This is a genomic window from Tsukamurella tyrosinosolvens (genome assembly GCF_900104775.1).
Lineage (GTDB): Bacteria > Actinomycetota > Actinomycetes > Mycobacteriales > Mycobacteriaceae > Tsukamurella > Tsukamurella tyrosinosolvens.
This window is the reverse complement of sequence record NZ_FNSA01000003.1, coordinates 1-22,463: the sequence shown is the minus strand read 5'-3', so window position 1 is coordinate 22,463 and position 22,463 is coordinate 1. Positions and strand designations below refer to the sequence as shown.

Here is a 22,463-nt window from a genome sequence, read left to right as displayed (position 1 = left end):
AAGCAGATGACTACCCCGCCGCGTCGCATCAACGACCGCTACGACCTGGGCGAGACGCTCGGGTTCGGTGGCATGTCCGAGGTGCACCTGGCCCGGGACACGCGTCTGTCGCGCGACGTCGCGATCAAGATCCTCCGCGCCGATCTCGCCCGCGATCCGAGCTTCTACGAGCGGTTCCGGCGGGAGGCGCAGAACGCGGCGTCGCTGAACCATCCGACGATCGTGCAGGTCTACGACACCGGTGAGGCTCAGACCTCGTCGGGGCCGCTGCCGTACATCGTGATGGAGTACGTCGACGGCGAGACCCTGCGCGACGTGTTGCGGCGCGACGGGACCATCGCCCCGCAGGCGGCGATGACGTGGATGGCCGACGTCTGCGCGGCGCTGGACTTCAGCCATCGCAACGGCATCGTGCACCGCGACATGAAGCCCGCCAACGTGATGCTCACCCGTGCGGGCGAGATCAAGGTGATGGACTTCGGCATCGCGCGGGCGATGAGCGACCCGTCGGCGGGCATGACCCAGACGGCCGCCGTGATCGGCACCGCGCAGTACCTCTCGCCGGAGCAGGCCCGCGGCGATTCGGTGGACGCCCGCTCGGACGTCTACGCCGCCGGCTGCGTCATCTTCGAGCTGCTGACGGGGCAGCCGCCGTTCACCGGCGACTCGCCCGTCTCCGTGGCGTACCAGCACGTCCGCGAGGACCCGCCGACCCCGTCCGCGATCCTGGACACGATCCCGCCCGAGCTGGACTCCATCACGCTCAAGGCGCTGTCCAAGAACCCCGCGAACCGGTACCAGACGGCCGGCGAGATGCGGCAGGACCTCATCCGGGTGCTGGCGGGCCGCAAGCCCGAGGCGCCGATGGTGCTCTCCGACGAGGAGCGCGACGCGCTGCTCACCGAGCCGGCCAAGTCGCGGCGCCGCGCGGCCGCGCCCGTCGCCGCTGCCGCCACCGCCGGGGCGGCCACCGCCTCCGGCACCGAGCCCTCCGACGACGACCCGCCCACGGCGATCGTCGACACGACCGCCCCCGCGGACGCGCCGGCCCGGCGCCGGCACTCGACGCCCGCGAAGACCGGGGGCCGGTCGAAGCTGCTCATGCTGCTCTCGGCCGCCGTGATCGCGCTGGTGCTGATCGGTGGCACCACCTGGTACCTCCTCAACAGCCGCGGCGGCGAGCAGAACGCCACCGTGACCTCGCAGATCGGCGAGCCCGCCGCGGACGCCCAGGTGGCGCTGCAGAAGCTGGGATTCACCGTCGAGGTGCAGCGCCTGCCCGACAACGCGGTGCCCGCCGAGCACGTCATCTCGACGCTGCCCGGCCCCAACGCGAGCGTCGCCAAGGGCTCGACCGTCGTCCTGCAGGTCTCGACGGGGCCGAAGATCGCCGCGGTGCCCGATGTCGCGAACAAGCCCGAGAAGGAGGCCCGCGAGATCCTCGAGAAGGCGGGCTTCACCGTGGCCAAGGACGTCAAGAACGACCCGTCGCCGACGGTGGTGAAGGGCAACGTCATCTCCACCAACCCGGCGATCGGCACGAACACCCAGCAGAACACGCCGATCCAGCTGACCGTCAGCTCCGGCAAGGAGCAGGTGCGGGTTCCCGACGTGACGAGCACGCAGGTCGAGCAGGCCACGTCGAACCTCAAGGGCCTCGGCTTCGACGTCCGGGTCCAGCAGGTCGACAACCCGGCCGCGGCGGGCACCGTCGTGGGACAGAACCCGACCGGCGGGTCCAACGCCGACAAGGGCAGCACGGTCACGCTGCAGGTCGCCCGGGCGAAGCCGATCACCATGCCGAACGTGATCAATCAGGACCAGAACGCGGCCATCGCGGCCCTCATCCAGGCCGGCTTCTCGCGGGAGAACATCCGCACCGTGGTCGACGCCCCGTCGGGACTGTTCGACCGGGGCCGGGTCTGGCGCACCGATCCGGACGTCGGCGCCCAGGTGGACTCGTCGTCGACGGTCGTCCTGCACGTCCGTCGGTCCTGAGGCGAGGCCGGGACCCCCGGCACCGTCGTCCGACGGTCCGCGGTGCTCAGGCGAGCGCGGCGGCGACCTCCTGCTCGAGCTCGGCGACGCGGGCCTCGGCGACCTCGTAACCGCACACGGCGAGCCAGTTCGCGAGCATGCGGTGGCCGCCCTGCGTGAGCACGGACTCGGGGTGGAACTGCACGCCGTGGATCGGCAGCTCGCGGTGCTGGAAGCCCATCACCACGCCGGAGCCGGTGCGTCCGGTGATCTCCAGCTCGTCGGGGATCGTGGGCTCGAGCACCGTCAGCGAGTGGTAGCGGGTCGCGGTGAAGGGGTCGGGCAGGCCGGCGAGCACGCCGTGGCCGTTGTGGTGCACCAGCGAGGTCTTGCCGTGCAGCAGCTCGGGCGCGCGGTCGACCGTCGCGCCGAAGACCGCGCCGATGGCCTGGTGCCCGAGGCACACGCCGAGGAGCGGGGAGCCGGCCGCGCGCGCGGCCTCGACCATCGGCATCGTCTGCCCCGCGCGCTGCGGCGTACCGGGGCCGGGGCTGAGCAGCACGCCGTCGTACTGCGAGGCGGCCGCGGCCGGATCGTCCAGTCGCGGATCGTCGTTGCGCCACACGTCCGCCTCCACGCCCAGCTGGCCGAGGTACTGGACCAGGTTGAACACGAAGCTGTCATAGTTGTCGACGACGAGGATCCGCACGGCGTCCAGCCTAGCGGGGTGGGGTGCCGCGGGTACATCCGATAACCTGGCAGGTGAACAGCACCCTGGTAGAAGGAAGCCATGCCGAAGTCGAAGGTCCGTAAGAAGACCGATTACACGATCAACACCGCCACGGATTCGCGCACGCCGGTCAAGGTGAGCGCCCCGTCGGGCCGGTGGTTCGTGGTCGCGTTCCTGGCGCTCATGCTCGCCGGGCTGGCCTGGCTGCTCGTCTACTACGTCGGCGCGGACCCCAACGGCATGGGCGCCCCCGGCAAGCCGCTGGAATGGATGGCGAACCTCGAGGCGTGGAACTTCGCCATCGGTTTCGGCCTGATGATCACCGGTCTGTTGATGACGATGTGGTGGAAGTAGCTCTGACCATCGAAATCACACCGATGTCATTCATCCCCAGCTGTGGATAATCCTGTGGATAACTGGAGCGCCCCGCGCGGCGTGGGCGTCGTCCTACTCGTCGCGGGAGTCCTCCTCGGCGCCGCGGCCATCGGCTTCCAGGCGATCAAGGACCCCGTCGGCATGGTGCTCGTCGGGATCGGCGTGCTCGCCCTGATCTACCTCGGGGCGCAGGTGCTGGTGCTGCGCCCGCGCCTGTCCGCCGACGCTGCGGGCGTCGTCTACCGCGGCGCCTTCGGCCGAAAGGTCTTCCCGTGGGACGGCCTGGAGATCAAGCGCACGACCACGCGGCACTGGGGCCGCGAGTCGGTGCTGCTCGAGCTCACCCGCGGCGACGATCTGCTGTTCCTCGGCCGCTGGGAGCTCGGCGAGGCGCCGACGCTCGTGGCCCAGCAGCTCGAGGCCCTGCGACCCGCCTAGGTCAGTAGCGGCGGGCCGTGACGAAGCCGCGGATGCCGGCCACGCGCACGGGCACGCCGGAGGTCACGGCCTCGACCACCTGGCCGTTGCCGACGTACAGCGCGGCGTGGCCGCCGCCGTTGGTGATCACCACGTCGCCGGGGCGGAGCTCCGCCTGCGAGACGGGAGTGCCGGCGCTCATCAGCGAGTAGCTGCTGCGCGGCACGCTGACGCCGGCCTGGTTCATGGCCCAGGAGACGAGGCCCGAGCAGTCGAAGGAGCTGGGTCCGGCGGCGCCGTAGGAGTACGGCATGCCGACGCGGGTGAGCGCGGCCTGGACGACCGACGAGCGGTCCGGCCCGGCGATCCGAGCGGCCTGCCCGACGGGTGCCTGCGGGGCGGGCGCGGGGGCGGCCTGCGCCACGGCGGGTGCGGCGACGATTCCGATCACGGCGGCTGCGGCACCGAGGGCCGCGCGCATCGTGCCGCGGCGGGTGCTGCGGCCGGTCATGGTCTTCGTACTGTCGCTGGACACTTTCGTCGTACTCCCGACTCCGTGGAGCGGCGTGTCGGTCACGCCTCGGTCTCCACAAGATCACGGCAACGTTACGAAGGCCGGACGACGGGTGTCCATCTCAGAGGGCCCGATGTGCCGTGAAGATGCTCACCGACCTGCGTCGATGGAGACGGGGCTCACACGAATCCTTGTCCCATCGGCAATTCCGTGCAGATTCTGATCCACACTGATGGAGCAGTTAGGCGAAGTAAATTCACTCGGGAGGTGCGGTGCGACAGCCCCAGGAGACACGAAAGCCCGGCCGGATGACCCGGCCGGGCACACGTGCGGAGGGAGCGGCTACTCCTCGACGGTGATGGAGTTGATGGTGACCTCCTTGACCGGGCGGTCCGCACGGTCGGTCTGCGTGCCGCCGATGGCGTCGACCACCTTGCGGCTGGCCTCGTCCTCGACCTCACCGAAGATCGTGTGGCGGTTGTTCAGGTGCGGCGTCTTGCCGACGGTGATGAAGAACTGCGAGCCGTTCGTCGCCGGACGACCGATGTTCGCCATGGCCAGGATGTACGGGTGGTCGAAGCGCAGCTCCGGGTGGAACTCGTCGACGAAGTCGTAGCCCGGGCCGCCGGTGCCGGTGCCGGTCGGGTCGCCGCCCTGGATCATGAAGCCGTCGATGACGCGGTGGAAGATCGAGCCGTCGTAGAACGGGCCCGAGTCGCCGCCCGAGGCGTTCGTGGTCGTGTATTCCTTGGTGCCCTGGGCGAGTCCGAGGAAGTTCGCCACGGTCACGGGAGCGTGATTGCCGAACAGCGCGATACGGATGTCGCCTTCGGAGGTGTGCAGGGTCACGTGGGCGGTAGCGTTGGAGTTGGTCACACCGCCATTCTGCCATTCTCTGCACGTGCAATCCCGTGAAGATCGGATAAGAATCGGCGGTGGAACGATGCACTCTCGTCCGCTGAAAGGATCACGCCACCGATGGCCACCACCCCTCTGCTCGACGACGCCCCCGTGACCGACGCCGCCCCGGCACCGTCGGCCCCCTCGAACGTGCAGCGCCTCGTCTCCGGCCTCGGCCAGAGCATCGTCGGCCCCGCCAACATCCTCCGCGCGCTGTCGGGCCTAGGCCTCTCCCTCGCGGGCAAGGTGCTCGCCGGGGTCTACGGGCTGGTCCGGTCGTGGATCGCGCCCGCCGAGGTGGATCCGGAGCAGGCGATCACGCTCTCCGACGGTGCGCCGTCCCGCCCGGCCTGGCGCAAGCCCCTGCTGATCAGCGCGGTCGTCGCGCTGGTGCTGGCCGTGGGCGGCGTCGCCTTCAAGCTCCTGCGCACCCCGAAGGCGCCGCCCGTCGCCGCCGAGCCGCCCCGCGTGCGCCCGGCCAGCGGCGCCACCGGCGACAGCGCCCCCGTCGCGGAGCTGGAACAGGCGGAGGAGATCGAGGAGGACGCGGCGGTCGAGTCGCCCGCCGAGGAGGATCCCCGCAAGAAGGGCGAGTAGCCCTACCCGCGCCAGCCCGCGGGCTGGTGCGCCTGGATGGCGAGCAGCGACCAGGCCAGCGCGATCACGAAGAACAGGCCGTCGAGGCCGCCGCTGCCCCCGCGGTAGTGGACGGTGGCCGAGACGATGATCGAGATCAGCGCGGCCACCCAGCACAGAGCGCAGCGGCGGTTCATACCCCCAGGGTATGCCGCCGCTGCGTCGTCTCCCACCCGAGCTTCGGTGCGTGTCGGCGACGACACGCCGCCGGTCCGCCGCAGTCTTCCACCGAACCTCGGTCAGGCGGTGGCGGGCTCCAGCCCGGAGCCGCTGCGGACCGTCAAGCGCTGCAGCAGCTCCGCGCCGACCAGCCCGATCGCGCCCCACAGGACCGCCTGCGCGTGGAACGAGTAGGTCCGGAACCAGTACAGGTCGTCGGGATCGAAGCCCTCCGGTGTCGCGACCGTCGCCGGCAGCACCAGGCAGGCCACGACGAGACCGACGAGCACCACCGCCCCGCCGGCCAGGGCCGCGCCGTACGCCCCGAGCCGCGGCACCGCCGCGAGCCCGATCACCCAGGCGGCCGCCACCAGCGCGAGGCAGATCGCGACCATGAGCAGGTACGCGCCGGTGCGTTCGCGGATCGTCTCCGGGTCGCCCACGACGGGCGGGTTCGGCGGGTACTTCAGGTACGGCAGCGCGTAGACGCCGGCGAAGAGCGAACCGGCCACGGCCAGCGCGACGGCCCGCGGCGTCCACTGCGCCAGCTTCGGCGCCGCGACGCAGTAGGCCACCCCGAACAGGGCGCCCATCGCGATGCCGAACAGGATGAGGCCGGCGCCCAGCCCGACGTTCTGCTGGACGGCGCGGGTGAACAGCTCCGGCTCGTCCATCACCATGCCGGGGTGGGCGGCGCGCTCCGCGGCATTGCGGGCCTCCTCGAAGTCGATGGCCCGGCCGATGATCGGCTCCACCATGATCCGCCCGAAGACGAACGCGAGCAGTCCTCCGATCGCCCCGGCGAGTGCGCCGCGGGCGATGACGTGCTTCTCCATGTCTCCCCCGATCAGTGGCAGGGGAAGCCCAGGAAGTGCCGGGCGTCGTGGAAGAACTCGTGCACGTGCATGTCGTTCCCGAACACCGACACGGCGCCCTGGTCGATGCCGATGAAGTAGTAGGCCAGCACGGCCAGGATCAGGGTGGCGCTGAGCCAGATGGCCCTGCGGGAGACGTGCAGGGAGAGGTCCCCGGCGTGTGCGGTGGTGGATGCGTTCGCCATGCGCGGCGCTCCTTCGTCCGGGGTTTCGCGCCCGGGTAGGTGATTCGACGGTGCCCGGTCGCCCGGGCGTGCCGGTGCGGGTCTGGCTTCACAGTGGCGCGACCGCTCCCCGAGGGATTCCGCATCCGGCCCGCGAAGTGTAACCCCGCGGGCCGTCGACCGCGCTCAGACCGGCATGAGCCTGCCGAGCAGGTCGGAGAGGGTGACCACCGCGAGCACCCCGTCGCGCTCGACGACGGCGAGGTGCGTGCGCGACTCCCGCATGGTCCCGAGCGCGGCGTAGGCCGGCTCGGCGGCGTCGAGGACGAGCACCGGGCGCATCAACGCCCGGGCGATCGCGCCGGGTGCGGCCGCGAGGCTGTCCCGCACGTGCACCACGCCGGCGACGGCGGCACCGTCGTCGACGAGCAGCCGCAGGTGCCCCGTCCGGTCCGCGACGGCCCGGATCACGTCGGGTGCCGCTGTGCCGGGCACCGTCGACGGCGCGACGTCCCATCGGGCGATCTCGCCGACGGTGAGCGCCTCGAGCTCGAGGGCACTGGTCAGGTGGCCGGACTGCTGCTCGTCGAGCGCCCCGACGGTGGCCGAATGCTCGACGAGGTGCCGCAGCGCGGCCGGGTCCTGCCCGGTCTCGACCTCGTTGACCGGGGTCACCCCCACGCGTCGCAGGCACGCGTTCGCGGCCTCGTTGAGCACGATGAGCAGCGGCCGGAAGACCGTCATGAAGGCGCGCATCGGCAGCGCCAACAGGATCGCCGAGCGCTCGGGGTGGGCGATGGCCCACGACTTGGGCGCCATCTCCCCCACCACCAGGTGCAGGAAGGTCACGATCAGCAGGGCGAGTGCGAAGCCGCCGACGTCGGCGATCCACCCGGGCATGCCCGTCGCCGCGAGCAGCGGCGTGAGCCACCCGTCGACGGCGGGCTTGGTGATCGCGCCGAGCGCGAGCGTGCACACGGTGATGCCCAGCTGCGAGCCCGCGAGCAGCAGCGACAGCTCCGACGAGCTGCGCAGCGCGGCGCGGGCGGAAGCGCTGTGCGCGGCCTCGTCCTCGAGCCGGTGCCGGCGGGCGGCGATGAGGGAGAACTCCACGGCCACGAAGAAGGCGCTGGCCGCGATCAGCAAAGCGGTGATCGCCACGACCGTCCAGGGGCTACTCATCGTCGGCCTCCGTCCCGTCAGTGGTTTGCAGGCTCAGGTGCACGGCCGCCGGTACCCGTCGTTCGACGGTGCGGACCTCGGCCCGGAGCGCACGCCGGGCGGACCCGGGCGCAGCCGCGGGGTCCGGGGTCAGCGGCAGGTCCGCGACGTCGCCGGGGCGGGGCAGCGTGCCTAGCCGCGCGGTGACGGCGCCGCCGAGGGTCTCCGCGTCGCCGGGATCGAGGTCCACGTCGAGCAGCCGCTCGACCTCGTCGAGGTGCACGTCGCCGCGCACCAGCCAGCCGTCGCCCTCGGGTACGGCGGGTGCCGGGTCGGTGCCGTCGTGCTCGTCGTCGATCTCGCCGACGAGCTCCTCGGCGATGTCCTCGACGGTGACCACGCCGTCGAAGCCGCCGTACTCGTCGATGACGAGGGCCATCTCCTGGCCCGCGTCCTGCAACCGCGCGACGACGGCGGGCAGCGGCATGGACCCGGGCACGATCACGGCGGGCCGGCAGCGGGAGCGGGCGGTCCCCGAGGGGTCGCCGAGCAGGTCGTGGAGCGTGATGACGCAGATCAGGTCGTCCGCGGTCGCACCGATCACCGGGTACCGCGTGTGGCCCTCGGCCATCCGGTCGAGCACGGCGGCCGCGGCCTCGTCGGCGGCAACCACGTCGACCCGCGAGCGCGGGATCATCGCGTGCTCGGCGGTGTGGCCGGGGAAGTCGAGGATCCGGTCGAGCAGCGTCGACAGCTCCTGCGGCAGCTCGCCGGCGTCGCGCGAGGCGGCGACGATGTGCTCGAGGTCCCGGGGGGTCGCGGAGTGCTCCACGTCGTGCACGGGCTCGATCCGCACGGCGCGCAGCAGCAGGTTCGAGGCCTGGTCGAAGAAGCGGATGAGCCAGCCGAAGGCGCGCAGGTACAGCGTGGTGGACAGGGCGAGCCGGCGCGCGACGGGCTCGGGCCGGGCGATGGCGAGGTTCTTCGGGAACAGCTCGCCGAAGACCATCTGCGCGACCGTCGAGAGGCCGACCGCGAGGACCGCACCGATGCCGATGCCGACGGCGGTGGGAACGCCCACGCCGCCGAGGAGGGTGCCGACGCCCTGCCCGATCAGGGGCTCGGCGACGTAGCCGACGAGCAGGCCGGTGACGGTGATGCCGAGCTGGGCGCCGGAGAGCATGAAGGAGGTGCGGCGGGTGACCTGCAGCGCTCGGGCGGAGGCCTCGTCGCCCGCTGCGGCGCGCGCCGTGAGCCGCGACCGGTCCACGGCCATGTACGCGAACTCCTGGGCCACGAAGTAGCCCGTGAAGGCGGTGATCACGAGCACGACGACGACGCCGGCCAGGATCGTGAGGAGGGTGATCACGCGGCGACCCCTCGGTGGGGCGCGGGTTCAGCGGTTCCGGGTCTTCGTCGTTTGCGCGAGGCGCGTCTCATCGATTCTCTCTGTGTCGGGCCCGCCGCGTCGCGGGTCACTGAGTAAAGAGTAGGTCAAGATCGCCGATCTGGCATCGTCGCAGGTCGCATACGACGAAGGCGGCCCCCCGGGAGACCGGAAACCGCCTGTGATCGCATGCGAAGTGTTTGTGGAGCCTAGGAGATTCGATATCTCTAGGAGCCTCCTGACTGTCCACGACGTGGCTGACGGGTCTCATCGTGGCTGTTGTGGCCCTGTGGCGGACGGATTATCTGCATGTTCTCCTCGACGGGCTTCTTGTTTGGCCGGCGGCCGGGTTCCCAGTTCGAGGAGTCGGCTTCGGAGCGCCTCGTTCTCGGTGTGTAGTTGCTCGAGCTGTTCGGTCAGTTCGCGGTTGCGGTCGATCGCGGTTGCGAGCTTGGTGCGGAGGGATTCGGCACTGGCTGCCCTGGAGCGTTCTATTCCGGCGGTGGCGGTGCCGCGCTTCGCGTCGATATCCTGCCGGAGCTGGGTTTGCTTGTAGAGGAAGCTGGTTGAGACGTCGGCGGCTCTGGCGACAGCGACGAAGGTGACGGGTTGTCCGGTGTTGTGCAGCCGGGTGATGGCTCGACGTGCGCGGGCGGTCGCGCTGGTTGTGCGGGCGGCGGCGGCCGCGGTGAGGCGTGCAGTGCGGTGATCGCGGTCGCCATTGCTCACCTGGATTCCTGCGTGTCTGAGTCGATTTCGTCGATGAGCCTGGTGACCTTGTCGAGCATGGTCTTGTTCAGGTCCGCTGCCTGGCGGTCGCCGTTGTCTTGTGCTTGGGCGGCGAGCTGTCTGAGCTGGTCGCGGTGGGTGATGTGTGCGCCGAGGAAGGTGCGGCCGCCGGGGTCGTGGAAGGAGCAGTCGATGCAGGGGTTCGGGCGGAACTCGCAGCGCTGCGTCGCGGGGAGCGTGCAGAACCCGTTGGGCAGTGCGGTGGTGAAGCGGGCGCGCAGGCGCTCGACGGTGGCGTCGACGCCCTTGTCGGGGTTGGTGTCCCAGAATTCGCGGGCTTTGCGGGCGAGGGTGTCGTCGGTAATGCGAGCGTAGGTCGCGGTCATGGTGTCGCTGTGGTGGCCGAGGAAGTCGCGCACTTCCGGTTGGGTCCATCCGTTGTTGAGCAGGTGCATTCCGATGGTGTGGCGGAAGCGGTGGACGTCGCCTCCGGAGATCTTCTCGCCGGTGGCGACGGACGTGGTGATGCCGTGCTCGCGGAACAGTGCGGCGAGGCGGTGTCGTAGCCCGCTGGTGGACCAGGGCTGGGTGCGGCCGGCGATGGCGCTGGACCGGGCGCCAGGGAAGAGGTGCTCGGCGTCGGGGCCGTAGGTGTCGCGGACGCGGGTCTGCTGGTCGCGGATGATCTCGGCGAGGCTTTCGGGGACTGGAAGCCGCCGCCAGGCGCTGGTTTTGGTCATCCAGTATTCGATCCAGTGGCCCTGCTCACTGTGTTGGAGGCAGTCGATCGGGAGGGCGACGAGTTCGGATATGCGGCACCCCGCCCATCGTGTGGTGGCGATCATCGCCCGGAGGGTGGGGTCGGTGGCCGGGTTGTCGACGATCAGGGTGTCGATGCGTTCGATGACATCGGGTGGAAAGGGCCTCGGTCGGCGGGTCTTGCGGTGGACGTTCTCGCCGCGGCGCAGGAAGATCGCTGATCCCAGGTCGTCGACGAGTCCGCAGTCGCGCAGTGTTTCGAGCAGGTAGGCCGCGGTGTTCGCGAGCTGGGGGCTTGCCTTGGTGTCGGGGCGGCGCGTCCATTCGAGGTAGTCCAGGAACGCCGTCCGAGTGACCGCAGACGGTTCGGGAACGGTTCCGTCGAGCGTGAGGAACTGGGCGAGCTGGCGGGTGGCGCGCAGCCACTGGGTGAGCGTTCCCCAGGACATGCGGGAGGTAGACAACTGTTGGCGGGCCAGGCTTTTGACGGCCTCTTTGAGCCAGGGCACCGGGATGGTGGCCCAGTCGACAGCGGTTCGTGTCGCCCCGGCTTGGGTGGCGTCGAGGACGAACTCGAATCCGTCGCGCCACCGCCAGTGATCCGCGGCCCATGGGTCGGGGTCGGTGGCCCCGTGAAGGAGTCGGAAGAACCTCCGGATGTAGGGAGCGCAGAGGGAGTCGAAGTTGGTGTAAGGCCAGTGCTGCCTGCACAGCAGCAGCCAGTCGTCGACGGGGCGTTCGGTCAGGGAGCTGGTGATACGCCCGTGCGCGACCTCGATGAGGACGATCAGGGCGCGGCGCAGGCCGGCGTTGGGGGTCCAGTCGCCGCGGCCGATCTTGGTTGCGGCGACGAACCGGACTTCGTCGGCGGCCGCCGCTGGGATGCGGCGGAAGTCGACGACCTGCGTGGTGGCGGGCCGTCCACGGGGCACGCCGACGGGCAGAGCGCTGGTGGTGGCCCAGGCGTCAAAGTCGGCGGGCTGTCCAGCGCGGAACCACTGGAAGTAGTGGGCATAGCACAGCCCCGAGGTGGCGGCTGCGCGTCCACCGGGGCCGCCGAGCCAGTACCGCTCGCCGTCGCAGTCGGAGACGGCGCACGGGTCGGTGGCGGCGCGGCGGCGGTCGCCGGCGATGTCGACGACCGGCCACGTCGATGCGCACCAAGGCCCGTCCGGCACCTGCAGAGCGGGGACGCCGCGGGGCCCGGACCGGGCGCGCTCGCCGTTACCGCGCGCCATCGCCGTCTCCCTTCAGTCGGTACTGCTGCGGTTCTCGCCAGACCAGATGCTCGGTGGTGCGGAGCTTTTCGGCGAGGTCGTCGCTGGCGAGGTGAATGTAGACGTCGGCGCTGGCCGAATGGGATTGGCCGAGGCGGGCAGCGATCTCGGCCGCGGTCCATCCGGCTTTGGCCAGGGCGGTGGCGTGGGTGTGGCGGAGCATGTGCGGGTTGAGGTCGTCGATCCCGGCGGCGGCGCCGATCCGTTCGATGAGCTGGTAGGCGTTGGAGTAGGTCATCGGACCACCGACGGGTGGGCGTGAGAGGTTGACGAACACGTAATCGCTGTCGACGTGGGCGATCTCACCGAGCAGGTACGCGGCATACAGGTCGAAGAACCGCCGCGGAGCCTCGACGATGAATTGGGTCTTCTGCTTTGATAGCGCCCCGTTGGCGTTGTCGTCACGCCGGCGGATCATCACCTGCCTGCGCATCGGGTTCAAGTCGCCGTGGCGCAGGCCGAGCGCTTGGCCTACCCGCAGGCCCAGGTCGTACTGCGCCGACAGCAGCAGTCGGTCACGGGTGGTCGACGCCGCGGCGAGCAGCTTGGCGAAGTCGGTCTCGAAGTCGATGACCTGCACGGTCTCTGCCGACTGCCGGTCGGGCCGGGCCAGGCGGGAGACTTCGCGCGGACGGCGGTGTTCGAGGTGCGCAAGGAAGCTGTGCGCGCGCCGCGGCAGCTTCGACGGGTTGCGGGTCAGTACCAGATCCTGCGGTCCCCGGCCCTCGACGCGGTGGAACTCGTAAAACTCCCGCACCGCGGCGCTGACCGCTTTCACCGTGCCGGGTGCACGGCCCCCGCACCGCGACGGCAGCGGCGGCAGTCCAGCGGTGAGAACGGCGACGAAGTCACAAAGCTGCCGGAAATCCAGCTCATCCCAAACGATTCCCCGCGCAGCCAGCCAACGATAGAACTGACTCAGGTGCCGCGCGTACGAGCGGACGGTGTTCTGAGAACGTCCGATCGCCCGCTGCCAATGCAGGAACTGCTCGATCTCGAGCACCGGCAAACCCTGTTGGTCGACGACGGTCCACGACCGGACCCCGTGGACCGTGACCGGGGCGGCCCTCATCGCTGGTCCTCGAGGCCGTCGGCGCGGCGCGGCCGGCGGGTCGTGATGTCAGTGCGCCGACGCTGCTGTTCGTCACGCACATCGATGACCACGTCATCGGCGATCGCGGCGTCGGCGATCGACGCAGCGGGCAGCCGCCCGGGCAGCCAGCGCACGTCCCGCTTGCGCCACGCGGCGTACCTCTGCTGCACCTGGTCCATCGGGATCTCGAACCGTTCCCACTGCACCCCGGGGGCGCTGACCCAGATCCGCCGCACGTGCGAATCGGTCGCCGCGTCGTAGTCCCAGGTCAGCTCGCAGTGCGTGGGATCGCCCACCAGCTGCAGAGTCTGCGAGTCCTGCTTGATGAAGGCCTTGCGCCGAGTGTTGGTGCCCTCCATCTCCTTGTGATGGATCGCCAGGTAAGTACGGCCGTGACTACTCACCTCGGACCACTGATACGGCCGCTTGACCAGGTGCCCGGGCGGGTGCATCCCCTGGGTGCTCAGCCACACGTTGGTGCCGGCGGAGACAAACGCCGCAACGTGACTACCCCGCAGCAGCGGCTGCAGCACCGTCCGCAAGTGCGCCGGCTGCCCCGCGGTCAGCGTGTTCCAGTGATCGACCGCGGCCAGCAGCAGCGCGCCGACGCCGATCGTCACCGGGCGCAGGATCCGCTGCGCCTCCTTCCGAGAAACCGCTCCCGCGTCGAGCGGGTTGATGTCGTCGTCCATGAGTGCCGTCACGATCTGTCTCCCATCGATGTAATTACTTGCATGGAATCTTGCCTAACGTGGTACAGTTCTCAGCAAGACAACACGCCGTGACCTGCAGAATTGGCCAAACCGTCTCGCCTCGCTCTCGCGAGCGAGACGGACGTCACATCAGTCACTTGCGTTTCGGATGGAGATAACCGCGTCGGGCAGAAAGTCGCAGTTCACACGGTGTTTCTGCGCAGATTTCGGCTGTTACCGCGATAGCGTGGAACGCAGGGATCGATCGAGGATATGGAGGCGATCTGGGTGACGGCACTCTTCTCGCAGGCCGAGGCGAACCCGGTGATGGTTGCGCTGACACGACTGGCGCACGGCTGGTCGAAGAAGCGGCTCGCTGAGGAGGCCGGGATCTCCGGATCGCACGTCACCCGGGTCGAGGCTGGCGCTCTGCCGCTGGCAGGTAAGGCGCTCGACGATTACGCCCGGGCGTTGCAATGCCCGGTCGAGGCGCTGTGCGTCGCGTTCGAGCGCTCACCTGCGCAGGGCACGCACTTCCGCGCCAACGCCACCACAGCGGAGTGGAAACGTGACCGCGTCTGGGCGCGCGCCAACCTGGTCGCGATGCGGCTAGGCCGGGTCGTCGCCCACACCGATCTCGATCCGGAACTGGCGCTGCCCGATCTCGACCCCGGGGACTACGCCGCCGATCTCGGCGAAATCACGGTCGCGCAAGTCCTGCGCCGGCTCTGGCGCATCGCCGGCCCCATCCGGTCGATGACCGAACTGCTGGAAGCGGCCGGGGTCTTCGTCGTCGTCGAGGACTTCCACGACCGCGAGATCGACGCGGTCACCCTACGCGCCACCGCGCATCACCCGCACCTGGTGTACGTCAACGCCGCACTACCGCCGGACCGGATGCGCATGACCCTCGCGCACGAACTCGGGCACCTGGTGATGGATGCGATGACCCTGGTCAGCCCCACCGAAACCGAGCGACGGGCAAATGTCTTCGCCGCCGAGTTCCTCGCCCCGGTCGACGACATCGGCCCGGCGCTGGACCGGGTCTCGACCCGGACCGTGCACGAGCTCGACGAGCTGCGCCTGGACTGGGGCGTGAGCGAGTCCTCGCTCGTTGTCCGAGCACGCGAGCGCGGCGTGCTCTCCGACCGGCAGTACCGGGCGATGTTCCGACTACTCAACGAAACCGGCCGGATGTACGGCACCCGGCCCGGTGTCCCGACCGAGACACCCGAGCTCGCCCGCGATGTTCTCGCCCAGCTCGCCACCGACGGATACAGCACCACCGAGCTCGACGCCCTGACACTGCTCACCGCCGAGAACCGCACCAGCCTGTTCGGCGCACCCGAGGGTGCCACCGCCGGCAGCCGTCACCTGACCGTCGTCTAACAGCGCGGGGGACGCCAGGGATGTCACGGTGGGGCTGGAACAGCAAGGACGCGGTCAAAGACCACCACTGGCGCGTCCCGCACGGGTCGAACAAGGCAGTGCAGGCCAAAGAGCAGGACGACGCCGCAGGCGGCCGCCACAACCGTGCCATCCGCACCGCACCGAACGCGCTGGGGCGGGTGGTCCTCCGGTGCCAGTACCGGCGCCTGTACGCGGAGCTGCGGTGGACCGATGCGACGAGGAAGCACGCCGAGTACCTCGGCGAGATGACCTGGCACAGCCGCGCCGACAACCTCGCCGCCGCCTGGCGCGAAGCACACGCCCGCGGTCTTACGACCAAGTCCTGCGACCGTCATCCAGTTATTTAATCTGTCGATCTTACGGTGTGCGTTATCAGATAGCGAGCTGGGTGTGGGGCCGACGGGCCGCGTGCCGACCGTTATGTTTCGTCGTCATGCGGGCGCAGTGGATTCGGGTCACCCGTGTTTGCCTGGCCACCAGCTCGCTGGTCCGGCCAGGGTGGCGATTGCGGGTACGACGATCGTTCGGACGACGAAGGTGTCGAGGAGTAGTCCGACACCGATGATGAGGCCGACCTGGGTCATGATGGCGATCGAGCCGACCATCAGTCCGAACATGCTTGCCGCGAAGATGAGGCCGGCGGAGGTGATGACGGAGCCGGTGTTGGTGACGGTTCGTAGGACTCCGATGCGAATGCTGCGGTGGGATTCCTCACGCAGCCTGGAGATCAACAGCATGTTGTAGTCGGCGCCGACGGCGACGAGCACGATGAACGCGAGAAGCGGTACAGGCCAGGCAATCTCGGTGCGAAGGATGCATTGGAAGATCACCACCCCCACGCCGAGGGCTGCAGCGTAGTTCAGGATAACGGTTCCCAGCAGGTAAAGCGGTGCAATGAGCGCTCGGAGTAGTGCGATCAGGATGATGCCGACGATGATGAGGGTGGCCAGGGCGAGTAGCCGGAAATCGTGGCTGAGCAGGCGTTGCAGGTCGGCGTTGATGGCGGGGAATCCCGCTAGCGACACCGATGCGTTCTGCAGGGCGGTGTTGGGTCTCGCTGTCTGGGCTGCGGTGGTGATGGCGTTGGTGAGTTCAATCGCCTGGCTGCTGTAGGGATCGGCGTCGGTTTGGATGGCATAGCGCACTGTCCGCCCGTCTGGAGAGACGAATTGTGCAGCAACGTCGGAAAACTTTTGGTTGACGAACGCGTCAGGCGGTAGGTAGAAACCCGTGGCGGCGTCCGAGCCGCGGGTTTCGCGGGCGGTGGTCTGTAGTTGCGCGGCAAGGGTGGCCATCCCGGCGAACTGTTGCAGGTTGCTGTCGACGAGTGCGGCGACTCCCCCGGCAATCGCGCGGGAGCCAGCAGCGAGTTGACTCACCCCGTTCTGAAGCTGGGCGAGTTGTGCGGGAGGTCGCGCGCGGTGACAGCACCCAGCGTTGTGTCCAATGTGTCCACTGCGGCGGTGAGTTGCGCGGTGATGGTGGTGATGGGTGTGCCGAGGTTGCCCAGTTGCCCGGAGAGAGCGCCGATTTGGAGGAGGAAGTTGGAATCCCGCAGTGTGCCCAGGGTCCGGAGTTGCTGTTGGACGGCGGCGCACTGAGGGATCGGGGCGCACCAGGGAGCGTTGTCGAGCAAGGGCCGCACGGCGGTCACGAGACTCAAGGCGTCGGATGCCTGCCTTGCCGCGGTGGCCAATTGCGGTGCCTGCCCAATGAGTTGGTCGAGTGCGGGTGCGGTTGTGCGGAGTTGACCGAGCAGTGGTCGGTATTGCTGGATCTGTTGTCCCGCGGTCGTGGCCTGGTCGAGAATTCGCAACAGCGGTGTCAGGTTGGCGCGGATCTGGCTGTCGAGCGTGGCAAGGCCGGTCGCGAGTTGGTCGGCGCCATCTCGAAGTTGGAACAGGTCGCCAGTGCGTGATCGGCCGTCACTGACTGCCGCGGCGAGTCGGTCACCGATCTGTCCGTTCTGCCACGACAGCTGGGCTTGTTCGAGGCGGCTGCCGGTGGGTCGGGTCACGCCGACAACCCGGGTCACTCCCGGGACTTGCGCGACGCGTGATGCCAGGTCGTCGAGGTCAGCCAGCCCTTTCGCGGTACGCATGTCGTTCGGGGATTGGATCACGAGGAATTCCGGGACGGTAGTGTTGGTCGGGAAGTGCCGGTCGAGCAGTGCGTAACCTCGTTACTGTCAGTGGTGGCGGGTTGTCCGCTGCGGTCGTCGTAGGTGATGGTGATGCCCAACGCCACTGCGCCGAGGGCGAGCAGAGCGACGAGTGTCATAGCCAGTAGCGAGGCGGGGCGCCGTACGACGAGTACCGCGATGCGGTTCCAGTAGCGCCGCGTCAGGTCCGCGCGGGGTGCACCCCACCCGAGGTGGGAGGCGGCGTGCAGGACCGGCGGTAGCAGGGTGACCGTGGCGAGGAACCCGATGACGATCGCGATCGCACATGCCGGCCCGAGAGTGGAGAAGACGCTCAGTTTTCCGAACACCATCGCCAGGAACGCCAGGGCGACGGTTGCGGCGGAGGCGAGGATGACGCGCCCGATCGTAGCGGTGGCGTCGATGAGCGCAGGTGCGTGCTCGGCGCCCGACCGTAATCGCTCGTGGTAGCGGCTGATGAAGAAGACCGTGTAGTCGACGCCGGCACCGAGCAGGATCACCGTCATGAACGCGACGGTGAACTGTGAAACGGGCATTCCGAACTCGCCCAACGCTGACACCACACCGCGACCCACCCCGAGGCTGATCCCGATCACCAGCAGGGGTACGAGCGCGGTGAACAGCGACCGGTAGACCACCAGCAGGATGAACGCGATCAGCAGAACCGTGGCCATGGTGATCACCACAAGGTCCTTTTCGGCCGTGACGATCTGATCGCTGAAGGTGGCGGTGGGCCCGGTGACGTGTACGGTTGTACCGGTGCCGGAGAACGAATGATAGGCGAGGTCGCGCACGGAATCCAAGGCGCGAGTCGCGGCGGGGCCGCCCAGCGTTCCGGTCAGCCCCACCGGCAGGTACCAGGCCGTCCCGTCGCGGCTCACCGCCTGCGACGCCGTCGTCGGATCCCCCACCAGGTCACGGACGGAAGCGACATCGGCGGTGGCGCCACGAAGTTTCTGAACAAGCTCGTCGTAGCGTACGCGCACCGTCGGGGTGAGGCCGCCACGGTTCTCCATGGCGATGAAAACCGTTGTCTTGGCGCCTTTCTCCCCGAACGCCGTACCCATCCGGTCGAAAGCCTGAAATGACGGCACTCCCGCAGGGATCGGATCGACCGATTGTTGGCGCACGACTGTCTCGAGCTGCGGGAACGCCAGCGCCAGCACCACACCCACCGCGAGCCACGCGCCGACGACGACAACCTTGTGCGCTAGCGCGTACCGAGCCACCCGCGCAAGCGTGGCGCTGTATTCCGCGCGTTCTGACCGCGCGCCAGCCGATCGCCGGTGCACCACCATCAACACCACTCCTGCCGAAACGGAACTACCTGGATCGGTACGCTACATGATGTAGCGAAAAGCGGTGGCGCGGTCGCTCGTCTTCGGACTCGGCGTGGACCGTGCGAGCGGTCAGGGCATGCGGCGATGCGCCGTCAGGAAGTCGTCGACGATGCGGCGGCGGTCATCGGCGTCGACGGCCCGGATGCCGGTGATTTTGGCGAAGATCAGCGGTCCGACGAGCTGGGTGATGGCCAGGGTCAGGTCGAAATCGTCGAGCTCGTCGACGGCACTGGCACTGGTGAGCAATCGGTCGAACGGTTCGCGGTAGTGATCGACCACCCGCGCACGCAGTGGGGCCAGGGCGTTGCTCTGCTCGCCGGCCCGTTCGGGCACCATCGCCAACCACGCGACCGTGGTGACCTGCAGCGGCGCCTGTTCGATGACGTCCGCCTGACGATCCATCAACCGGATCAAGTCCTCGCGCACCGACCCCGAGAGTTCGTGGCGATCGGCCTGGGGCAGCAAACGCTCGAAGGCAGCGGCGACCAGGTCGGTGGTACTGCCAAAGTGCCGGTAGAGGGTTGTGCGGGCAACCCTGGACAAGCTGGTGACCGCCTCGACGGTGACAGCCTCCACTCCCCCTCTGCGCAGCAACACCGCCGTGGCGTCGAGTAGACGGTTCCTGGAACGAACCCGCCGCGGATCGACGTCGTCGAGGCCATCGATGCTCACCGCTACCCGCATTCTTCTCGCTGTTGGTCCACGTATGTGGCATCCTGCCAACGATACCGTCAGTAGCGGTCCGCTACCGGCACGAGCATCGATTCGAGGACTGTGATGTCAGCACCCAGCAGACTGCCCGCGCACTCCCCATCGTGCATGGGCTGCGGGCCGGAAAATGCCAGCGGCCTGCAGCTCGAGGTCTACCGCGACGAGGACCGAGTCTTTGCAGATCACTCCTTCACCGAAAAGCATTCCGGTGGACCAGGTCTGGCGCATGGAGGGGCCATCTCGGCCGCGTGCGACGACATCATGGGATTTACGCTGTGGATCGCCGGCACCCCGGCCGTCACGCGCACGTTGACGGTCAAGTACCGCCGACCGGTACCCCTCCACGTACCAGTACGCCTCACGGCGTGGATCGACGAGGACGCCGATCACACCCTGCACATCGGGGCGAGCGGGACCGTGGAGGGCGAGACCTACTTTTCCGCCACTAGCGAGTTCGTGAAAGTCGATCTCACGCACTTCGCGCGCTACGCCGACACCTCCACGGTAGACAGCTTTTTCGTCAATTTCCTCCGCGCGGACTGACCTGCTCAGATGCCCGGCGCTGCCCGCTGATTCGACGGTGCGCGGCGGAACTGAGTCGGGGAGCACCCGACCCACCGTGTAAATGCATGGGAGAAACTGGCGACCTCGGAGTACCCCAGTTCTGCGGCTATCTCGCCGACACTGATGCCGGGATCCAGCAGTCGCGCGGTGGCTCGTTCTTGGGCGAACTGCTGCCGCAGGCGACGCAGGGTGGTGCCCTCGGCGTGCAGGCGTCGCTTGAGTGTGCTCACCGATGTCGCCAGCTCCGCCGCGATACGAGCGCCGTCAGCGCGCGCAGGGTCAGCATCGAACTGTGCGCGGACCAGCTGCGTGTAGGAATTGGGCCTGCGCTGTTCGTAGACGCGTCGAAGCTCGGCGATACCGATCCGGTAGGCCACGGGGTCGGAGAAGCGGCACACGTCGTAGAGCACGGCAGCCGGTATATGCACGAACGCCGCGCGCGCGTCGAAAAGGATCCGATGCCGATCTCACCCACGACGATCAGGTCTGCCGGCGCCTGGCATGTCAGATGAAGCTCCACGGAGGGGACGGCACCGGCGAGCATGTCCACCAACCGCAGGACAGCCAGACCACCGTAGGTGACGGCGAGACAATCGGTGCCGGGGCTATCTGTGCGCCCGGCCAGAGCGATCGTCAGTCCAGAGTCTCCGTGCTGGAACTCGGTGCTCAGCGCGGTCGATATCAGGGGCAAGAACCGAAGCAGTTGAACAACTTCGAGGACGGAACCCGCACTGACCAGCGGCAAACTGAGGGGGCCGAAAGAGGTCAGCTGGGCGTGCTCGGCGAACGCCACGCCCAACCGGAATCCCTGCTGGGCGTCCATCGCCGGATACACCTCGTGAAACCCCGGACAGGCACTTGGCCCTGTCGCGCAATGACGACCGCGAGATCGACGCCCTCGCGGGCCATGATGCGTCCGAACGCTCGCGTCTCCGCCGCGCCCAGGGCACCGCTGTCGAGGAGCTGCGCGAACGCTAGCGGCGGTATCCCCAACTCGACAAGGCTCACATGAGCCAATTTAACAAGACATCGCGACGTCCGAGCCTGGATCAAGCACATCTGCCGCGTGCACACTCACCTCTACGACCCACGAACAAGGAGGTGGCCATGGCCACGATCACTTACGTGACCCACGACGGCGAGGACTACCCCGCGCCGGTGACGCCCGGCAGGTCACTGATGCAGATTGCAGTCGACGAGGCGATACCGGGGATCGATGGCGACTGTGGCGGTGAGGCGGCATGCGGAACGTGCCACGTCGTCGTCGACAGCGCGTGGATCGACACCGTCGGACACAGCACAGACGTCGAAGAAGGCATGTTGAGTATGCACCCCGAACGTGAGGCCAACTCGCGACTGGCCTGCCAGATGACCGCCAACAACGAGTGGGACGGTCTGACGTTCGCCTTCCCGAGTTCCAGTTGTGAACGTCTAAAGCGAAAGAGCAACATCTATGAGCATCTCAACTGCCCTCGCCGACAAAGCGCAGTCCATGATCCCGATCGATCTACAAATCCGTGGCGCCCACGTCTATGACAAGGCCCGCCGGATCGTCACCCGAACCGACGGCAAAAAGATCTTCACCGAGACCCCCATCCCGCCTGTCGAGGAAGTCGAACTCACCGACATCGATCTGAGCAACCCATTCCTCTACCGACAGGGCAGGTGGCGGTCCTACTTCGAGCGTGCGCAATGAGGCGCCCGTTCACTTCCAGCCCCGCAGTCCCTTCGGGCCGTTCTGGTCGGTCACTCGACATGCCGACATCATCGCTGTCGACAAGAACCACGACGCGTTCTCCGCCGAACCGTTCATCATCATCGGTCGGCCGCCCCGCTTCATGGACATCGCGATGTTCATCGCCATGGACCGCCGCGGCACGACAAGCAGCGCGCCGCCGTCCAGGGAGTCGTCGCACCGAAGAACCTGCGCGAGATGGAGGGCCTCATCCGGTCGCGCGTCCGGGAAGTCCTCGACGAGCTACCGCTCGACGAACCGTTCGACTGGGTCCAGACCGTGTCGGTCGAACTGACCGCGCGGATGCTCGCGACATTGCTCGACTACCCCTACGAGCAGCGCCACAAACTCGTCCAGTGGTCGGATCTGGCCACGTCGATGGAGCAGGCCAACGGCGGACCATCAGACAACGACAAAGTTTTCCGCGAGATGGTCGCGATGGCACAGGGCTTGAGTGCGCTATGGCGAGACAAGGCCGCGCGGACCGCGGCAGGCGAGGAGCCTGGTTTCGACCTCATCACCATGCTGCAGAGCAACGAGGACACCAAAGACCTTCTCGACGACAGCCCCATGGAGTTCCTCGGAACCTCGTGCTGCTGATCGTCGGCGGCAACGACACCACCCGCAACTCGATGAGCGGCGGAGTGCTGGCTCTCAACGAGTATCCCGACCAGTTCGAGAAACTCAAAGCCAATCC

At 68.3% G+C, this 22,463-nt stretch carries 20 protein-coding genes and 4 pseudogenes; 9 read left to right on the top strand and 15 right to left on the bottom strand.

Annotated features, from left to right (window positions below):
• Positions 1-6: 6 nt before the first annotated feature.
• Positions 7-1,998, top strand: coding sequence for a Stk1 family PASTA domain-containing Ser/Thr kinase (pknB, locus tag BLW32_RS01645; RefSeq protein ID WP_068740375.1), 1,992 nt, complete (start codon positions 7-9; stop codon positions 1,996-1,998).
• A 46-nt stretch (positions 1,999-2,044) separates the two neighbouring features.
• Here pknB and BLW32_RS01640 read toward each other — a convergent pair whose 3' ends face one another.
• On the bottom strand, positions 2,045-2,686 hold the full coding sequence (locus BLW32_RS01640; protein ID WP_068740373.1) for an aminodeoxychorismate/anthranilate synthase component II: 642 nt from the start codon (positions 2,684-2,686) through the stop codon (positions 2,045-2,047).
• A gap of 81 nt (positions 2,687-2,767) precedes the next feature.
• Here BLW32_RS01640 and crgA point away from each other — a divergent pair, with 81 nt between their 5' ends.
• Together crgA and BLW32_RS01630 are read left to right on the top strand one after the other, a co-directional pair.
• On the top strand, positions 2,768-3,061 hold the full coding sequence (gene crgA / locus BLW32_RS01635) for a cell division protein CrgA (protein WP_068526287.1): 294 nt from the start codon (positions 2,768-2,770) through the stop codon (positions 3,059-3,061).
• Positions 3,062-3,115: 54 nt separating this feature from the next.
• A complete protein-coding gene (locus BLW32_RS01630) occupies positions 3,116-3,520 on the top strand; it encodes a PH domain-containing protein (RefSeq protein ID WP_139286015.1) in 405 nt (134 codons plus the stop codon).
• Between the two features lies 1 nt (position 3,521).
• Here the strand turns inward: BLW32_RS01630 and BLW32_RS01625 are convergent, their stop codons facing one another.
• On the bottom strand, positions 3,522-4,010 hold the full coding sequence (locus tag BLW32_RS01625) for a C40 family peptidase (RefSeq protein WP_068526285.1): 489 nt from the start codon (positions 4,008-4,010) through the stop codon (positions 3,522-3,524).
• 345 nt (positions 4,011-4,355) lie between these two features.
• Positions 4,356-4,889 (bottom strand): peptidylprolyl isomerase, encoded by a 534-nt coding sequence (locus BLW32_RS01620; protein ID WP_068740369.1) that lies wholly within the window; start codon positions 4,887-4,889, stop codon positions 4,356-4,358.
• A 102-nt stretch (positions 4,890-4,991) separates the two neighbouring features.
• On the opposite strand from BLW32_RS01620, the gene BLW32_RS01615 reads away from it, so the two are divergent.
• A complete protein-coding gene (locus BLW32_RS01615; RefSeq protein ID WP_068526283.1) occupies positions 4,992-5,510 on the top strand; it encodes a hypothetical protein in 519 nt (172 codons plus the stop codon).
• A gap of 2 nt (positions 5,511-5,512) precedes the next feature.
• On the opposite strand, the gene BLW32_RS27340 is transcribed toward BLW32_RS01615, so the two are convergent.
• From BLW32_RS27340 to BLW32_RS01580, 9 genes are all read right to left on the bottom strand, one after another.
• Positions 5,513-5,686 (bottom strand): hypothetical protein, encoded by a 174-nt coding sequence (locus BLW32_RS27340; RefSeq protein WP_156486381.1) that lies wholly within the window; start codon positions 5,684-5,686, stop codon positions 5,513-5,515.
• 102 nt (positions 5,687-5,788) lie between these two features.
• Complete coding sequence (locus BLW32_RS01610) at positions 5,789-6,544, bottom strand: CbtA family protein (RefSeq protein WP_068740367.1); 756 nt, start codon at positions 6,542-6,544, stop codon at positions 5,789-5,791.
• Between the two features lie 11 nt (positions 6,545-6,555).
• Complete coding sequence (locus BLW32_RS01605) at positions 6,556-6,768, bottom strand: CbtB domain-containing protein (RefSeq protein ID WP_068526281.1); 213 nt, start codon at positions 6,766-6,768, stop codon at positions 6,556-6,558.
• 165 nt (positions 6,769-6,933) lie between these two features.
• Positions 6,934-7,929: a CNNM domain-containing protein gene (locus BLW32_RS01600; RefSeq protein ID WP_068740364.1), complete on the bottom strand. Its 996-nt coding sequence runs from the start codon at positions 7,927-7,929 to the stop codon at positions 6,934-6,936.
• Positions 7,922-9,277 (bottom strand): hemolysin family protein, encoded by a 1,356-nt coding sequence (locus BLW32_RS01595; protein ID WP_068740362.1) that lies wholly within the window; start codon positions 9,275-9,277, stop codon positions 7,922-7,924. The genes BLW32_RS01600 and BLW32_RS01595 overlap by 8 nt, the downstream gene beginning before the upstream one ends.
• A gap of 285 nt (positions 9,278-9,562) precedes the next feature.
• Entirely contained in the window at positions 9,563-10,024 is a 462-nt protein-coding gene (locus tag BLW32_RS26620; protein ID WP_220270942.1) for a DUF6262 family protein, read from the bottom strand.
• Positions 10,021-12,021, bottom strand: a complete 2,001-nt coding sequence (locus BLW32_RS01590; protein WP_223120764.1) for a tyrosine-type recombinase/integrase — start codon at positions 12,019-12,021, stop codon at positions 10,021-10,023. Before BLW32_RS01590 ends, BLW32_RS26620 begins: the two co-directional genes overlap by 4 nt.
• Entirely contained in the window at positions 12,008-13,063 is a 1,056-nt protein-coding gene (locus BLW32_RS01585) for a tyrosine-type recombinase/integrase (RefSeq protein WP_225536077.1), read from the bottom strand. The genes BLW32_RS01590 and BLW32_RS01585 overlap by 14 nt, the downstream gene beginning before the upstream one ends.
• A gap of 65 nt (positions 13,064-13,128) precedes the next feature.
• On the bottom strand, positions 13,129-13,857 hold the full coding sequence (locus tag BLW32_RS01580) for a hypothetical protein (protein ID WP_225536078.1): 729 nt from the start codon (positions 13,855-13,857) through the stop codon (positions 13,129-13,131).
• Positions 13,858-14,133: 276 nt separating this feature from the next.
• Here BLW32_RS01580 and BLW32_RS01575 point away from each other — a divergent pair, with 276 nt between their 5' ends.
• Positions 14,134-15,234 carry an ImmA/IrrE family metallo-endopeptidase gene (locus BLW32_RS01575; RefSeq protein WP_225536079.1) on the top strand — a complete coding sequence of 367 codons (1,101 nt, stop codon included), beginning with the start codon at positions 14,134-14,136 and terminating at the stop codon, positions 15,232-15,234.
• Between the two features lie 20 nt (positions 15,235-15,254).
• Positions 15,255-15,602 carry a hypothetical protein gene (locus tag BLW32_RS01570; RefSeq protein WP_068526275.1) on the top strand — a complete coding sequence of 116 codons (348 nt, stop codon included), beginning with the start codon at positions 15,255-15,257 and terminating at the stop codon, positions 15,600-15,602.
• Positions 15,603-15,710: 108 nt separating this feature from the next.
• On the opposite strand, the pseudogene BLW32_RS01565 reads toward BLW32_RS01570, so the two are convergent.
• Positions 15,711-18,714 (bottom strand): annotated as a pseudogene (locus BLW32_RS01565) (MMPL/RND family transporter).
• 111 nt (positions 18,715-18,825) lie between these two features.
• The gene (locus BLW32_RS01560; RefSeq protein WP_068526274.1) at positions 18,826-19,440 is read right to left on the bottom strand and encodes a TetR/AcrR family transcriptional regulator; all 615 of its coding nucleotides are present in this window, start codon (positions 19,438-19,440) and stop codon (positions 18,826-18,828) included.
• Between the two features lie 93 nt (positions 19,441-19,533).
• On the opposite strand from BLW32_RS01560, the gene BLW32_RS01555 reads away from it, so the two are divergent.
• Entirely contained in the window at positions 19,534-20,010 is a 477-nt protein-coding gene (locus tag BLW32_RS01555; RefSeq protein WP_068526273.1) for a PaaI family thioesterase, read from the top strand.
• 5 nt (positions 20,011-20,015) lie between these two features.
• On the opposite strand, the pseudogene BLW32_RS01550 reads toward BLW32_RS01555, so the two are convergent.
• Positions 20,016-21,039, bottom strand: a pseudogene (locus tag BLW32_RS01550) (AraC family transcriptional regulator).
• Between the two features lie 99 nt (positions 21,040-21,138).
• On the opposite strand from BLW32_RS01550, the pseudogene BLW32_RS01545 reads away from it, so the two are divergent.
• Both BLW32_RS01545 and BLW32_RS01540 read left to right on the top strand, forming a co-directional pair.
• Positions 21,139-21,458: pseudogene (locus BLW32_RS01545) on the top strand (2Fe-2S iron-sulfur cluster-binding protein).
• Positions 21,459-21,484: 26 nt separating this feature from the next.
• Positions 21,485-22,463: pseudogene (locus tag BLW32_RS01540) on the top strand (cytochrome P450 family protein); the annotation flags it as partial.

Coding starts and splice junctions, on each gene's coding strand:
- pknB (WP_068740375.1), top strand. CDS start 7: ATGACTACCCCGCCGCGTCGCATCAACGACCGCTACGACCTGGGCGAG.
- crgA (WP_068526287.1), top strand. CDS start 2,768: ATGCCGAAGTCGAAGGTCCGTAAGAAGACCGATTACACGATCAACACC.
- BLW32_RS01625 (WP_068526285.1), bottom strand. CDS start 4,010: ATGACCGGCCGCAGCACCCGCCGCGGCACGATGCGCGCGGCCCTCGGT.
- BLW32_RS01615 (WP_068526283.1), top strand. CDS start 4,992: ATGGCCACCACCCCTCTGCTCGACGACGCCCCCGTGACCGACGCCGCC.
- BLW32_RS27340 (WP_156486381.1), bottom strand. CDS start 5,686: ATGAACCGCCGCTGCGCTCTGTGCTGGGTGGCCGCGCTGATCTCGATC.
- BLW32_RS01610 (WP_068740367.1), bottom strand. CDS start 6,544: ATGGAGAAGCACGTCATCGCCCGCGGCGCACTCGCCGGGGCGATCGGA.
- BLW32_RS01605 (WP_068526281.1), bottom strand. CDS start 6,768: ATGGCGAACGCATCCACCACCGCACACGCCGGGGACCTCTCCCTGCAC.
- BLW32_RS01600 (WP_068740364.1), bottom strand. CDS start 7,929: ATGAGTAGCCCCTGGACGGTCGTGGCGATCACCGCTTTGCTGATCGCG.
- BLW32_RS01590 (WP_223120764.1), bottom strand. CDS start 12,021: ATGGCGCGCGGTAACGGCGAGCGCGCCCGGTCCGGGCCCCGCGGCGTC.
- BLW32_RS01570 (WP_068526275.1), top strand. CDS start 15,255: ATGTCACGGTGGGGCTGGAACAGCAAGGACGCGGTCAAAGACCACCAC.
- BLW32_RS01560 (WP_068526274.1), bottom strand. CDS start 19,440: ATGCGGGTAGCGGTGAGCATCGATGGCCTCGACGACGTCGATCCGCGG.
- BLW32_RS01555 (WP_068526273.1), top strand. CDS start 19,534: ATGTCAGCACCCAGCAGACTGCCCGCGCACTCCCCATCGTGCATGGGC.